Source organism: Formosa algae (assembly GCF_001439665.1).
Taxonomy (GTDB): Bacteria; Bacteroidota; Bacteroidia; order Flavobacteriales; family Flavobacteriaceae; genus Formosa; species Formosa algae.
Map to the genome: position 1 here is coordinate 12,971 of NZ_LMAK01000079.1, position 15,393 is coordinate 28,363.

Sequence of the window (15,393 nt, forward strand, 5' to 3'; positions counted from 1 at the left end):
ACTGTTGAATTTTGGTCTAAATATAGAATTTAATGAGTTTTTAAAAAAAGATATTGCGATTTAAAGTCGTTCTAAAATCATGGCCGATGCCCCGCCACCGCCATTACAAATGGCTGCAGCACCAATTTTAGCGTTGTTTTGTTCTAAAACATTTAAAAGTGTGATGATAATGCGTACACCTGAACACCCTAAAGGATGCCCTAAAGATACGGCGCCACCGTTTACATTTACATTATGATCTGTTAATCCTAAGAGTTTCATATTGGCTAAACCGACCACAGCAAAAGCTTCATTTAATTCGAAATAATCGACATCTTGAATAGATATACCTGCCTTGTCTAAGGCTTTTGGTAAGGCTTTAGCAGGCGCTGTAGTAAACCATTCTGGGTCTAGAGACGCATCTGCATAACTTTTTATAACGGCTAGAGGTTTTAAACCTAAGGCTTCAGCTTTTGCTTTACTCATTAAAACAACCGCTCCGGCACCATCATTTATAGTCGACGCATTTGCTGCAGTCACTGTACCATCCTTACTAAATACTGGGCGTAAAGCAGGGATTTTATCTAATTTAACGTTGGTATATTCTTCGTCTTTATCACATATAATAGGTTCGCCTCGACGTTGAGGTATTTCAACAGGGACAACTTCATTATCAAATTTTCCTGATTCCCATGCTAAAGCTGATCGGGTATACGATTGTATGGCATAATCATCTTGTGCTTCACGAGAAAAGTGATATTCAGAAGCACAAGCGTCTGCACAAACGCCCATAGCATTGTCATTATAAGCATCTGTTAACCCATCTTTTTGAAGTCCATCTACAACACTTACAGGTCCGAATTTTGTACCTGTACGTGCGTTCATATAGTGCGGGATTAGACTCATGTTTTCCATGCCTCCGGCAACAACAACATCTGCATCGCCTAGGGCAATGGCTTGAGCGCCGTTCATTATAGCTTTCATACCAGATGCACAAACTTTATTTACTGTAGTACAAGGCACGGTTTTAGGGATTCCAGCATAAATTGCTGCTTGTTTGGCAGGAGCTTGTCCAGCACCCGCTTGAACAACTTGCCCCATAAAAACTTCATCAACCAGACTGGCATCTAGATTAATTTTATCTAGAGCCCCTTTTATGGCAACAGCTCCTAACTTAGTCGCAGGAATTGTTGATAGTGTACCTAAAAAACTTCCGATAGGAGTTCTTGCAGCAGAAACTATAACGACTTCTTTACTCATAACAATGTTTTTAGGTTTAATTGTTGCGAAATTAATGAAATTAATAGGATTTAGGAAGGATTCCTTTCTTATAAACCTGTTAAAAACGCTTTAATTTATTACATTTGATTTTTCCTTAAAGACATACATGAAAGACTTTGTAAATACCTTATACAGGAATCACACCTTGTTATATAAAGTATTGCTTTTTATTTGCACGACTTTTTTAATAGTGTATTTATTTCCAAAAAGTGGACGATTTAAATACGACTTTGAGAAGGGTAAACCTTGGCAGTCGGAAAATTTATATGCGCCCTTTAATTTTGCGATTAAAAAAAGTCCGGAAGAAATTTCGAAAGAAAAGCAAGAAATTACGGCTAATGCCATTCGGTATTTTGATATTGATAGTGGTATAAAAGAGCAAGTGTTTAAGGACTTCGAAGTTACATTTAAATCGAGTGTTCCAGACACCATTCCAAGAGCAGATTCTAAGGTGTTATATCGCGAAGGGACTAAGCTGTTAAATGCTTTCTATCATTTTGGAGTGCTTCACGAAGATTATAATTTTAATGCTAAGAGCACGGTTATTCTATTAGAAAATCGTGTCGAGAAGGTGAACTCGGAATATTCAAACTTAGTCAAGCAAGAGAATATTAGACCACAGTTGCTAAAGACGTTAATGGATTATAATTTAAAAGATTATGAAAAACTCTTTTTGTCTATTTTCTACGATGTTATTCAGCCCAATTTAACTTATAACAAAGCCTTTACAGAACGCGCACTAGAAGAAGAACTCGGTAAAATTTCGTACACCAGAGGAAGTATTGAAAAAGAAACCCTTTTAATTTCTAAAGGAGAAGTGGTTGAAGGCGATAAGTTTCAAGTTTTAAAATCTTTAGAATCTGAATACGAATCGCAAGTTTGGAGTGCCTCTAATTACAATTGGATTGTCTTTGCCTATACACTACTTGTCGCCTTAGCATTATTGATGTTATTGTTGTTTTTAAGAAAGTATAGACGCGATGTGTTTGAGAATAATAATAAAGTTACGTTTATCTTTTTTAACGTGCTCTTTATGGTATTTATAACCTCTATGGTTGTAAATTATAATGCGCATTATATTTATGTGGTACCCATTTGTATGTTGCCGTTGGTGTTAAAAGCCTTTTTCGATTCTAGATTAGGTCTCTTTACACATGTGGTTACTATGCTGTTATTGGGGTCTATTGTGCCGAATAGTTACGAGTATATGTTCTTGCAAATTATTGCAGGGATAGTTACTATTTTAACGGTCTCAGAACTTTATAAACGTGCCAATTTGTTTATTTCAATTGGTCAGATTACCTTAATCTATATTGTAGCTTACTTTGCCTTTTTCGTGATTCATGAAGGGAGTATTGATAACTTAAAATGGGAAACCTTTTTAATGTTTATTTTATGTGGATTAGCCACTCTATTTGTACAACCTTTAATTTATGTTTACGAAAAGATGTTTGGTTTAGTATCAGATGTCTCTCTGTTGGAGCTTACAGATACCAACACCAAGTTATTAAAAGAATTAGCAGAAAAGGCACCTGGAACATTTCACCACTCGTTAAACGTAGCGAATTTGGCAGAAGCATGTGCCAATGAAATAGGCGCAAATAGTATGTTAATTCGTGTAGGGGCATTGTATCATGATATTGGGAAAATGAAGAATCCGACATATTTCACAGAAAACCAATCTACAGGTATCAATCCGCATGATGAATTGTCGCCTAAAGAAAGCGCGAAGATTATTGTAGATCACGTACTAAATGGTATAGAAATAGGGAAGAAGAATAATTTGCCCGATCGTGTGATTGATTTTATAAGAACGCACCACGGAACAAGTGTAGTGTATTATTTTTATATGATGGAGAAGAAATCACATCCAGATGAAGTAAATATAGACGACTTTAGGTATTTAGGTCCGAAGCCCTTTAGTAAAGAAACGGCTATATTAATGATGTGCGATAGTGTAGAAGCGGCCTCTAAAAGTTTAAAAGAACCGACCTCTACAAAAATTGATGCATTTGTTGAAAGTATAATTGATAAGCAGATGGACGAAGGTCAATTTTTAAATTCTAACATTACGTTCAAAGAAATTCAATCTATTAAAAAAGTGCTAAAACTCAAGCTAGCAAACATTTACCATTTGCGAATAGAATACCCTGAATAATTTTTATAAAAAAAGAGGAAAAAAGGTTGTGATATTTAATAACAAAGCTTAAATTTGCAACCGCAAAAATATTGAAACGTTCATTATTTTAGGAGAGGTGCCAGAGTGGTAATGGAGCAGATTGCTAATCTGTCGACGGGTAACTGTCGCCAGGGTTCGAGTCCCTGTCTCTCCGCAATATGTCTTTAGATATTAATATCGGGAATTTAAAGATAAACATACACCTCGGGGTGTAGCGTAGCCCGGTTATCGCGCCACGTTTGGGACGTGGAGGCCGCAGGTTCGAATCCTGCCACCCCGACAAAAAGCCTTACAGTTTCTGTAAGGCTTTTTTAGTTTTAAAAGGTTTTTGTGCAGCACTACTAAGCTTATGTAATGAGCATATATCAATATCTTCAGTCTGCATATTCTTTCATAACAAAGCACACAATTTAGTGTTATAATGTATTGTCTTTGGTTGTAGTTGGAGCGGAAAACAAGATCACTAAGTACAGATCAATTCCGTAAAGGTTTTGGTATATAGTCTACTAATTACTAGATTTGAGATTCAATACTAATTAAATCTATACTTTTAGCCTTCAAAACATGTTTAAAATGCATAATCATTATTTATTTTGAATTTTTTTCATGAAATTTAAATACTGTCATTAGCTACAATCGTTAAACACACCATCCTCCTAAACTAAAACCTAATAATGAATAAAAAACACTTTTACAGAAAAAAACGCTACATCATACCATTCATTATTATAATTCTTCTAATAGGATTCCGTATATATTTACCAACATTGGTAAAACATTACGTTAATAAAAGTCTATCAGAAATTCCGGGCTACTACGGTCATGTAGAGAGCATTGATATTGCTTTATACCGAGGAGCCTATGGTATTAATGGTTTATATCTTAATAAAGTAGATGCAGAGACCCAAGTCCCGTTTTTAAACTTTCCTGAAACAGATATTTCTGTTGAGTGGAAATCGTTATTTAAAGGACGTGTGGTTGCTGAAATAATTATGAATGATTCCGAATTGACATACGTTTTTGAAGATCAAAATACCGAAACGGATACGATAGAGACGGAAGAGGAAGATTGGACAAAAGTATTGACCGATTTGGTGCCGTTAAGCATAAATCATTTTGAATTACATAATGGCAAGCTAGCCTTTGTTCAAATATCTGCAGATCCTAATATTGATTTATCTGTTGAAAAATTAGAACTCACGGCCGATAACCTAAGGAATGTTGTTGAAAAAGAGCGTGTTTTACCCTCTCCAATACACGCTACAGGGACATCTTTTGGTGGTGGTCAAGTCAAATTAGATGGAAAACTTAATTTAATAAAAGATATTCCTGATATGGATATTGCTTTTTCTCTGGAAAAAGCCAACGCAACAGCATTAAATGATTTTAGTAATCATTATGCAGGCATCGACTTTGAGAGTGGTACGGTAGAATTATATAGCGAATTAGCTATTGCAGACGGTTTCTTAAAAGGGTATATGAAACCCTTACTAATAAAGACGAAGTTAATTGGAGAAGAAAATGGATTTTTGGATACGTTATGGGAAGGTTTGGTTGGATTTTTTAAATTTTTAGTAAAAAATCATAAGACCAATAGCTTAGCTACGGAAATACCAATTGAAGGCGATTTAAATAATGTTGAAGCGGGTGTGTTACCTACTATCTTCGGTATTTTTGAAAATGCTTGGATTAAGGCTTTTCAGAATGAAACAGATGGTACCATAGAATTTAAAGATGCTTTTAAAGAGACTAAATAATGTATAGCAGCGTAAAACCGACTAAAAAGAGTCGTTTAAAAGGTTTTTAATCTGAAAAACCTCAGACTGCTTTTAATTATGTTGAAGTATTGTCGTCTAGAGTTAGTTGGTATTTAACTATCATTATTAGCTTTTTTTAGCATGAAATCTTTTAGTATGTTTATAATATCAATTTGCTCTAAAGTATGATATAACGTAGATCTCGTACCGATAATTACAAACAACCTTCTAAAAAAAAGGACTCTAAGTATCTAACTAAAAGGCTTATATCTTAAAAACCGAAAAGCATTATTTTATAAAATTTATACTTCAAGAATAGCTGTTATCTTTTAAAACATAATATGAACATTTATAAAACACTCCTATTTATCATATTGCTTAATGTAAGCAGTTCAATTTATGCGACTAACGAATTAGACTCGTTAATTGTGAAATTGGAAAACGAAATGGCTAAAAGAGAACTTTACGATCAGGCCAAAGAATTACGCATTACAAATTTGAAAATACATTTGTCTGAACCCAATGTGTCCCTTGAAAATCAATATTTCTTAACTAAAAAGTTAATCAGCGAGTATGAATATTATAGTTTTGATTTCACGCTCCATTACATTGAAGAGAATCTTGCCATTGCCAAAGCAATTGATAATTCTTATTTTATAAAAGAATCTACTTTAAGGTTAGCTAAACTTTTAGCGACTTCAGGAAGATATGATGAATCTATAAAATTACTAGAAGACATTTCATCTAAAAACCTATCCGACGAATTAATTAGAGCATACTATATCATTTACAAAAGATGTTATTCAGAGCTGCGAAGCATTTCTACAGTAAAAAATATCAGTAATAAATATAACAAGCTGTACTTTGTGTATAAGGATTCGTTAAATGCACAAATCTCTAAACTCGATGCTAATTCTGATTTGTATTTAAAATTGATTGAGCAAAACTATAGAGATGCAGCGGACACTAAAAAAGCTTTAGAAGTTAACTCCAAACGATTAGCAATGGCTAAAATGGGGTCGCGAGAATTTGCAATGGTAGCTTTTGACCGCTCTTATATGAGTTATGAATTGCATGGAAATAGAATTGATCAAAAAAAATATCTGATATTATCTGCAATCTCAGACATTCAATCGTCGGTAAAAGATAATGCTTCTATGTCTAATTTAGCAGTCATTCTTTTTGAAGAAGGTGATGTAGATAAAGCGCATAATTATATTAGTTTTTCTTTTGAAGATGCCAAATTTTACAATTCTAAGTTACGATTTCTAGATATATCTAATGTTTTACCGGTCATTGCTAAAGCTTACGAAACTAAAAACATTAAACAAAGTAACCGACTTAAAAAGCAACTCATCTTTATTAGTGTGTTGTCCTTAATTTTAGCTGTAGCCTTATTTTTCATTTTTAAACAATTCAGAAAAATAAAGATTGGACGTGAGCATTTAAAAACGGCCAATTTGCAATTAAAGGATTTAAACGAGCAATTAAATAGTTCTAATACAGATCTGAAACGGTTATACGAAGAATTGTCTGCTGTAGATACCATAAAAGAACAATACGTTGGTAGCTTTTTAAATTTGTACTCGGAGTATATTGATAAGTTAGATAATTACAGAAAGAATGTTCGGAAATACATTGTGACTAATAAAACCAATGATTTGCTAGAACTGGTGAAGTCAAAAAATATTATAGATGAGGAATTAAAATTATTCTATACTAATTTCGATAAATCGTTTCTACATATTTACCCGAATTTTATTGAAGGCTTTAATGCATTGTTAAAAGAAGAGGGGAAAATTGTGGTTAAAAAAGAAAATACTTTAACCGTAGAGTTACGCATTTTTGCTCTTATTAGATTGGGGATTGTTAACAGTTCTAAGATTTCTAAAATCTTAAGATACTCTGTAAATACCATTTATAACTATAGAGTTAAGGTTAGAAATAACGCATTAGATAGAGAAACATTTGAGGATATGGTAAAAAAAATTATGTAAAATTAATATTTACACATAATTATCCCTTAAAAATTACTTTTTTCTGATAAGTATTCACTTCAATTTACTAATTTTTCTTTGTTTTTATAACAAATTCACTACTTTTTTAAATACTTAATATATTTTTAAACACCTGTATTACAGTGTTTTAATTGTTTTTTAGTCTACTTAAAATCTACTTTTTTGGTACATTGGGTTGTACTTCACTCATTACTTGGTTTAATTTGTTTCATGCTTCAATGATTTGATAGCTACAAACCAAACTAAACTAAATATGAAAAAAAACAATTTGAACTTAAAGTCGTTCGCGATTTTATTTATTCTTTCAACATGGTTTTCTTTTGCACAAGAGATTTCCATTACTGGAATTGTAAATGACGAAACAGGATTCCCAGTTCCTGGTGTAAATGTTATTAAAAAGGGAACCAACACAGGTACCGTAACCGATTTTGATGGTGCGTTTAGTATTGATGCAGAAGTAGGAGTTACATTATCCTTTAGTTATATAGGATATATAACCCAAAATGTTGTTATAAAAGACAACACTGCTTTAACCATTTCTCTGGTTCAAGACCTGTCAGAACTTGATGAAGTTGTGGTTGTTGGATATGGTACTCAGAAAAAGAGCGTGGTAACTGGCGCAATTTCTGGTATAAAAGAAAGTGAACTCGAAGATTTACCCATCACTAGAGTAGAACAAACCTTACAAGGTAGAGCTTCAGGAATTACCATAGCATCTAATTCTGGACAACCCGGATCGTCTTCTACAGTAAGAGTTCGTGGTATTACTACTTTGGGAAGTAACGACCCGCTTTGGGTGGTTGATGGCGTTGTTGTAGATGCCGGTGGTATCGGATTTTTAAACCAATCTGATATTGCATCAATTGAAGTCTTAAAAGATGCTGCATCTCAGGCCATTTATGGAGCTAGAGCAGCAACTGGTGTAATCCTTATAACAACCAAAAAAGGAAAATCTGGTAAATTAAGTATAAACTATAATGGTTATACTGGATTTTCTTCAGCAGCAAGAAAAATAGATTTATTAAATGCCGAGCAATATGCGACCTTAATAAACGAGAAATCTGTAGCAGGAGGAGGAAGTATCCTATTTTCAGATCCAGCGTCTTTAGGAGAAGGCACAGATTGGCAATCGGTTATTTTTAACGATGGTGCCCAAAAAACCACGCACGAGCTTAGCTTAAGTGGCGGAAACGAAGTGTCTAAATTCTATGCATCTTTTGGTTATACCGATCAGGAAGGTATTGTAATGAGTGATATTTCGCATTATACGCGAAAAAATATTCGTCTAAATTCTACACATAAGATCACAGACAAACTTACTTTCGGACAAACCGTAGGGTATTCTAACGAGAAAACTGTTGGGATTGGTAATACAAATAGTGAATATGGTGGGCCACTATCTTCAGCCATTAACTTAGATCCTATTACACCAATTGTAGAAACAGATCCAGATCTTATAAATCAGGCGCCGTATACCAATACAGGAGTCATGACAGACGCTAATGGTAATCCATATGGTATATCTAGTTACGTGGCTCAAGAAATGTCTAATCCTTTAGCTTATCAACAAACCCTTTTAGGAAATTATAGTTGGGCAGATAACTTTGTGGGGAATGCGTATCTGGAGTTCGAACCTATAGAAGGGCTTAAATTTAGAAGTACACTTGGTGGTAAATTAGCGTATTGGGGATCTTATGGTTACACACCAGTCTCTTTTTTAAATGCGAGTAGTATAGTGTCTCAGAACAATATATCACGTACAAGTAACAAAGGTTTTGGATGGAATTTAGAAAATACCGTGTCTTATACTAAGTCTATTAACGATCATAATTTTAGTGTGTTACTAGGTCAAGGTGTGTATATTGACAATATTTCTACTGGAGAAGGTGTCACATATTACGATATTCCTGTAGATAATTATAAAGACGCTTCTTTTAACTATAGCGTTCCTACAGATCAGGTAGATGCCTATGCGTACACAGGTACAGAGCATAGAGTTACGTCTATTTTCTCTAGGTTAAATTATAATTATAAAGAGAAATATTTATTAACAGCTATAGTGCGTAGAGATGGTTCTTCACGATTTGGTTCTAATAATAAATACGGATATTTCCCTTCATTCTCTACAGGTTGGGTGCCTTCTAACGAAGATTTTTGGCCAGAGGATGCTATTGTAGATCAATTTAAAATAAGAGGAGGTTACGGTGTTACGGGTAACGATAACATTGGCGATTTTGCTTATTTATCTACAATTAGTGATGGTAGAAATTATACCATTGGTACTTCAGGTTCAGTAACTATTGGTAACAGTCCAGATGCACCATCTAATCCAGATTTAAAATGGGAAGAAACCAGTCAGTTAAACATTGGTTTCGATACAAGAATATTAAGAAACATAACAGTGGCATTCGATTGGTATAAAAAAGTAACCACAGGCATTTTACAAGATGTTTCTATTCCTGGCTATGTTGGTGCTATTAGCAGTCCAACCGGAAACGTAGCCGATATGGAAAACAGAGGTATTGATTTAGAATTGGGCTATTCTAAGCAATTTAACGAAGTCAACTTTTCACTTAATGGTAATGTGTCTTATTTAGAGAATGAGGTAACGTTCTTAGGGAATAATGTCGATTTTATTTCGGGAGGATCCACCATTCAATCTAGTACATACCCTATAACAAGAACCGAGGTTGGCCAAACTGTAAACTCGTTCTACGGTTTTAAAACCAATGGTATTTTTCAAAATCAAGAAGAGATTGATAATTATATAAATTCTGCTGGGACTGTAATTCAGCCCAATGCTCAACCAGGAGACTTTAAATGGAAAGATTTAGATGATAACGGAACGATTGATTCTGATGATAGAACATTCCTAGGGAATTCTGTTCCTAAATTCACTTTTGGATTTACCCTTAACTTAGATTATAAAAATTTCGACCTTTTAATATTCGGTCAAGGTGCTGCAGGAAACAAGATTTTCCAAGGGTTAAGACGATTAGATATTGCGAATGCCAATTATCAAACTTCTGCTTTAGGACGCTGGGTAGGCGAAGGAACTTCAAATCTATTTCCTAGACTTACCACAGACGATACCAATAATAACTTCTCTAATCCATCAGATTTTTATTTAGAAGATGGTGATTATTTTAGATTTAAAACCATTCAAGTGGGCTATACTTTACCTCAAGATATATTAGGTAAATACGGAATTGATAAATTAAGAATTTACGTGACAGCCGAAAACCTGTTTACGTTTACTAAATACACCGGTTACGATCCCGAAATTGGTGGTGATGTATTTGGAATTGATCGTGGGTATTATCCACAAGCAAAGACCAATCAACTTGGAATTAATTTACAGTTTTAATAAAAATACTTGAAGATATGAGACTTATAAATATAAAAAATATATGTATTACGCTTTCAATATTAGTTGTTATGGCATCCTGTAGCAAAGATTATTTGGAAGTAGATCCTGAAGGCACTGCTTTGGAAGAAAATTATTATAAAACAGCCGAAGAAGCCTATTCTGGTTTGGTTGCTGTTTACGATATTATTGGTAAACAGGCCAAAGGTTTTGAGAATATGATTACGTTGTTAAATTCGGGGTCAGACGATCATTATACCGGTGGAGGAAGTTCATCAGACGGTTCGCAACTACAAGCTTTTTCTAACTATACGATTAGTGAATCTACAGTAGCCGAAAGTTATTGGGACGATTTTTACCAAGGTATTTTTAGAGCAAATACACTTTTGGTGAAGTTACCAGATGTAGATATGGACGACACTCTAAAAGCAAGATATACTGCAGAAACCAAAGCATTACGAGCCATTTACTATTTTGAATTGGTGAGATTGTTTGAAAATATTCCATTAATAACAACACCACTAACTACAGATGAATATTATACTGTACTTCAGGCAGATCCAACAGACGTTTATGCACAAATAGAAACCGATTTAATTGAAGCTATTAACGATTTACCTGTAACCTTAGAATTGTCTACAGAAGCAGGACGTTTAAGTCAAGGTGCTGTAAAAGCCATGTTAGGAAAAGTCTATCTATATCAAGATAAAAACACTTTAGCAGCAGAACAATTTGCAGCAATTAATGGTACACCAGGATCTACAAGTGATTATGGTTACAAGTTATTAGATGATTTTTCAGCATTGTGGGATGTCGATAATACTTATAATAGTGAATCTATTCTTGAGATAGCCTATACAGATGCAAGTAATGCAGATTGGAGCAATTGGGGTTATGGAGACGATGAAGGGAATAGCTTAAACGTTATGGTTGGTCCAAGAGGTTTTGTCCGTACTTCAGGCTCTACAGCGCCAGATTATGCTACAGGATGGGGCTTTAATATTATAACTCAAAGTTTATATGATGCTTTAGAAGGAGATCCTAGATTTGATGAAACGATAGAAGATATCGGCGCTTTAGCCGAAGCTGGTCAAGTAGAATACGAAAAGAGTTATCAAGATACGGGCTATTTTCTTAAAAAATTCATGCCGTTAACTGAAGATGTATCTACAGGTGGAGGTGCTACGGTTTTAAATTATAAACAACATGTTTATATGATACGTTTAGCAGATACCTATTTGTTAGAAGCCGAAGCTTTAGGTGGAACAGGAACACGAGCTCAAGCCTTATTAGACGCGGTAAGAGCACGCGTAGGTTTGTCTTCTGTAACCGTGTCTTTAGATGCTATTTATGCTGAACGTCGTTTAGAATTAGCTGGAGAAGGGCATAGATGGTACGATTTAGTAAGAACAGGTCGTGCAGCATCTGCATTAGCAGAGAAAGGATTTGTAGCTGGAAAAAATGAAATTTTGCCAATTCCATTAGCAGAACTAGAGAATACATTGTTGGTGCAAAATCCGAATTACTAATTATAAAAACGAAATCATATGAATTTAAATATAAAATTAAATAAAGCGTCTAGCTTTTTAAGCATAGGGGTTGTCATGGCATTTCTATGTGCGTGTCAACCAGACGAGTTAGGTGATGGTAATGGTCTGTATAACGATAATTTGGACGCTAGTTTCACCATAACACCTGTTTCAGATGCTAACAATACATATGTGTTAACAGCGAATGAAAGCTATATCTCATCTAATTGGGATTTAGGATTGGGTGCTGGATTTTATTCAGGTGGTCAAAGCGAAGACATATTTTTACCAGACGCAGGAACATATACAATCTCTCATCAAGTTATAGGAAAAGGAGGGATTTCGAATTCGGTGTCTCAAGAATTAGAAGTCGCCGTTTCCGATCCTGTTTCGGGAAATATTGTGCTTGGTGGTAAGTTTGAAGATACGAGCGATTACGACCAATGGACTATCTTAAATATCAGTGATTCTGGAGCGTATTGGGTGTTTAACGAAGGATCTGCTACTGTTGTAGCTAGCGGTTATAGTCAGCAAGCTATTTACCAAGCTATAGATGTTGTTGCTGGACAAACATACACTATAGATATGCTTGTGTCTGGTGAGTCTAATGATGAAACCTGGTTTGAAGTTATGGCCAGTTCTGAAGTACCAACCCAAGGACAAGATTATGCTAACGGATTAGTCATGGGACTAAATACATGGAATGGTTGTGGTACAGGATCTTTTTCAGGGCTGTTATCTAATGTCGGGTGCCTTACAAATTCTAATTCTGGAATAGTAAGTAATTCGGTAACTTTTGAAACCTCTGGAACGATATATTTTGTAATTAAATGTGGCGGTAACCAAACCTCTGGCATTAGCATTACGAATGTAGAAATGAGAGGTTCAAATTAAATAATATTCATTTAGTTTTTGTTAAAAGCCCATATGGTTCAGGATATGGATATATGGGCTTTGTTTTTTGAAGCACACCAAAGATGTTCAATTGAAAAAATCTTAGTGTTCTATATCTAGTTAAAATTCAGTCATTTTAAGTATGGACTGTTATAAATAAAATTAAACTATGTATATTTTTATGAATCATCCGTTTACATTTTTATTAATCGCTGTTTTAATGGTGAAATGCTCATCATCAGAAACCACTTCAGACGACGTAAATGTTATTCCTCCAGATACTAATACTTCCTATAGTAATGTAGATTTATACGTCACAAAAGCAGATCAATCAGAATTATTTCAATTGCAGTCTACTAAAGTACCTGCGTATTCAGATAATTCTAATTTTTCAATTGACGTAGATCCTGAAATTACATATCAAGAGATGGATGGTTTTGGATATTCACTAACAGGCGGTAGTGCAGAGCATTTACACAATATGTCTGATGCAGCTCGAACTGAAATTTTAGATGATCTATTTAATGCAAATCAGACCGGTGTTAGTTATCTAAGAATAAGTATTGGAGCATCAGATTTAGATGCTGAAGCATTTTCTTATAATGACTTAGCAGACGGTGAAACCGATATAAATTTAACCCAGTTTTCTATAGCTAAAGATCAAGACCATTTAATTCCTATTCTTAAAGAAATATTAGCTATTAATCCGGATATTAAACTTATGGGATCGCCATGGTCTGCTCCAACATGGATGAAGACCAACGGGAATTCTATTGGCGGAAGCTTAAAGCCTGAGTATTATGCCGTGTATGCCAAATACTTTGTAAAGTATCTTCAAGCGTATCAGGCCGAAGGTATTACTATAGACGCCATTACAGTGCAAAACGAACCTTTGCATGATGGTAATAATCCGAGTATGTATATGGAGGCTTTAGATCAAGCCGAATTTGTTAAACACTATTTAGGACCAGAGTTTGAAGCTTATAATCTTGAAACTAAAATTGTAGTGTGGGATCATAATGCAGACAATCCGAGTTATCCGATTACAATTTTTTCCGATCCTGAAGCCAATGCATATGTAGATGGTTCTGCTTTTCATTTGTATAATGGATCTATAGAAAATCTAAGCACAGTACATAATGCTTATCCTGATAAGAATCTGTATTTTACAGAACAATGGGTAGGAGTAAATAGTGATTTTGATGATAATTTATTGTGGCATACACGAGAGCTAATAATTGGTGCTACTCGAAATTGGTGTAAGACAGTTTTAGAATGGAATTTAGCATCTGATTCTAATTTAGAGCCACACACAGATGGTGGATGTACAGAATGTTTAGGCGCATTAACCATAGATGGTGATACTGTAAAGAAGAATGTAGCCTATTATATCATTGCACATGCATCTAAATTTGTAAGACCAGGATCTGTTAGAATTCAGTCTAATTACCATACAGATTTGCCTAATGTCGCTTTTAAAACACCCACTGGCAATGTAGTTGTTATTGTAGTAAACAACACCTCTGTCAATAAATCATTCAACATAAACACACCTACAGAATCAATTTCAACAGCTTTAGATGCGGGTTCGGTTGGAACATATATCTGGTAAATAAAAACTATACACACATGAAATTTAAGCACACAAAAAAACATCTCAGTGTTATTGCATTCACACTTTTAATTCTGTCTTGTACGTCTAACAAAAAGGAAACTGAACCCTTGAAAAGAGAAACAATGGAAACACCTGCAAACATATCTTACACAGATAAAAATGTCGTGGTGTATACCACAGCAAAAGATACCAATTTAAGACTTACACAAACCAATAATCTCACATTTGTAAAATCAGATCAACCTTCAGAGGCAGAAGTTTCAGTGTTTGTAAATCCGAATAAAACCTTTCAAGAATTTTTAGGAATAGGGGGCGCTATTACAGATGCATCTGCAGAAGTATTTGCAAAATTAAGACCAGAAACTCAAGAGGAATTGTTGCAAGCTTATTTTACAAAAGATGGTATTGGGTATAATATCATTAGAACAAGTATTCACAGTTGCGATTTTAGTTCAGGCAGTTACACTTATATTGATGAAGGCGATGCCGAATTAACATCTTTTTCTATAGCTCACGATAAAGAATTTAGAATCCCAATGATTAAAAAAGCGGCAGCTTTAATCCAAGACGATTTAATTTTTTACGCTAGTCCATGGAGTCCGCCTGCATTCATGAAAACCAACAACGACATGTTACACGGTGGTAAATTATTACCAGAATACAATCAAGCTTGGGCCAACTATTACGTTAAGTTTATAGAAGCTTATGAAGCGGAAGGCTTACCTGTTTGGGGACTTACCATTCAAAACGAACCTATGGCGGTTCAAATCTGGG

The 15,393-nt window shown here is 34.5% G+C and carries 9 protein-coding genes and 2 tRNA genes; 10 read left to right on the top strand and 1 reads right to left on the bottom strand.

Features of this window, described 5'->3' with window-relative positions; all coding sequences use genetic code 11:
• Positions 1-60: 60 nt before the first annotated feature.
• Positions 61-1,239: an acetyl-CoA C-acyltransferase gene (locus AST99_RS17695; RefSeq protein ID WP_057784079.1), complete on the bottom strand. Its 1,179-nt coding sequence runs from the start codon at positions 1,237-1,239 to the stop codon at positions 61-63.
• Positions 1,240-1,366: 127 nt separating this feature from the next.
• On the opposite strand from AST99_RS17695, the gene AST99_RS17700 reads away from it, so the two are divergent.
• From AST99_RS17700 to AST99_RS17745, 10 genes are all read left to right on the top strand, one after another.
• Positions 1,367-3,418 (top strand): HD family phosphohydrolase, encoded by a 2,052-nt coding sequence (locus tag AST99_RS17700; RefSeq protein WP_057784081.1) that lies wholly within the window; start codon positions 1,367-1,369, stop codon positions 3,416-3,418.
• Between the two features lie 91 nt (positions 3,419-3,509).
• Positions 3,510-3,593, top strand: a tRNA-Ser gene (locus AST99_RS17705).
• Between the two features lie 51 nt (positions 3,594-3,644).
• Positions 3,645-3,719: transfer RNA gene (locus AST99_RS17710), tRNA-Pro, on the top strand.
• 394 nt (positions 3,720-4,113) lie between these two features.
• The gene (locus tag AST99_RS17715) at positions 4,114-5,196 is read left to right on the top strand and encodes a DUF748 domain-containing protein (protein ID WP_057784083.1); all 1,083 of its coding nucleotides are present in this window, start codon (positions 4,114-4,116) and stop codon (positions 5,194-5,196) included.
• 341 nt (positions 5,197-5,537) lie between these two features.
• Positions 5,538-7,193: a DUF6377 domain-containing protein gene (locus AST99_RS17720; protein WP_069727878.1), complete on the top strand. Its 1,656-nt coding sequence runs from the start codon at positions 5,538-5,540 to the stop codon at positions 7,191-7,193.
• A gap of 274 nt (positions 7,194-7,467) precedes the next feature.
• Positions 7,468-10,581, top strand: a complete 3,114-nt coding sequence (locus AST99_RS17725) for a SusC/RagA family TonB-linked outer membrane protein (RefSeq protein ID WP_057784087.1) — start codon at positions 7,468-7,470, stop codon at positions 10,579-10,581.
• Positions 10,582-10,652: 71 nt separating this feature from the next.
• Entirely contained in the window at positions 10,653-12,110 is a 1,458-nt protein-coding gene (locus AST99_RS17730; protein WP_232301647.1) for a RagB/SusD family nutrient uptake outer membrane protein, read from the top strand.
• A gap of 18 nt (positions 12,111-12,128) precedes the next feature.
• The gene (locus AST99_RS17735; protein ID WP_057784091.1) at positions 12,129-13,004 is read left to right on the top strand and encodes a hypothetical protein; all 876 of its coding nucleotides are present in this window, start codon (positions 12,129-12,131) and stop codon (positions 13,002-13,004) included.
• Between the two features lie 169 nt (positions 13,005-13,173).
• Entirely contained in the window at positions 13,174-14,616 is a 1,443-nt protein-coding gene (locus AST99_RS17740; protein ID WP_232301648.1) for a glycoside hydrolase family 30 protein, read from the top strand.
• Positions 14,617-14,633: 17 nt separating this feature from the next.
• Positions 14,634-15,393 (top strand): glycoside hydrolase family 30 protein (locus AST99_RS17745; RefSeq protein WP_420865365.1); only part of this gene is annotated, 760 nt, incomplete at its 3' end.

Bases quoted from the DNA above. Each gene is read 5' to 3' on its own strand.
- AST99_RS17725 (WP_057784087.1), top strand. From the start codon at position 7,468: ATGAAAAAAAACAATTTGAACTTAAAGTCGTTCGCGATTTTATTTATT.
- AST99_RS17695 (WP_057784079.1), bottom strand. From the start codon at position 1,239: ATGAGTAAAGAAGTCGTTATAGTTTCTGCTGCAAGAACTCCTATCGGA.
- AST99_RS17735 (WP_057784091.1), top strand. From the start codon at position 12,129: ATGAATTTAAATATAAAATTAAATAAAGCGTCTAGCTTTTTAAGCATA.
- AST99_RS17720 (WP_069727878.1), top strand. From the start codon at position 5,538: ATGAACATTTATAAAACACTCCTATTTATCATATTGCTTAATGTAAGC.
- AST99_RS17730 (WP_232301647.1), top strand. From the start codon at position 10,653: ATGGCATCCTGTAGCAAAGATTATTTGGAAGTAGATCCTGAAGGCACT.
- AST99_RS17715 (WP_057784083.1), top strand. From the start codon at position 4,114: ATGAATAAAAAACACTTTTACAGAAAAAAACGCTACATCATACCATTC.
- AST99_RS17740 (WP_232301648.1), top strand. From the start codon at position 13,174: ATGTATATTTTTATGAATCATCCGTTTACATTTTTATTAATCGCTGTT.
- AST99_RS17700 (WP_057784081.1), top strand. From the start codon at position 1,367: ATGAAAGACTTTGTAAATACCTTATACAGGAATCACACCTTGTTATAT.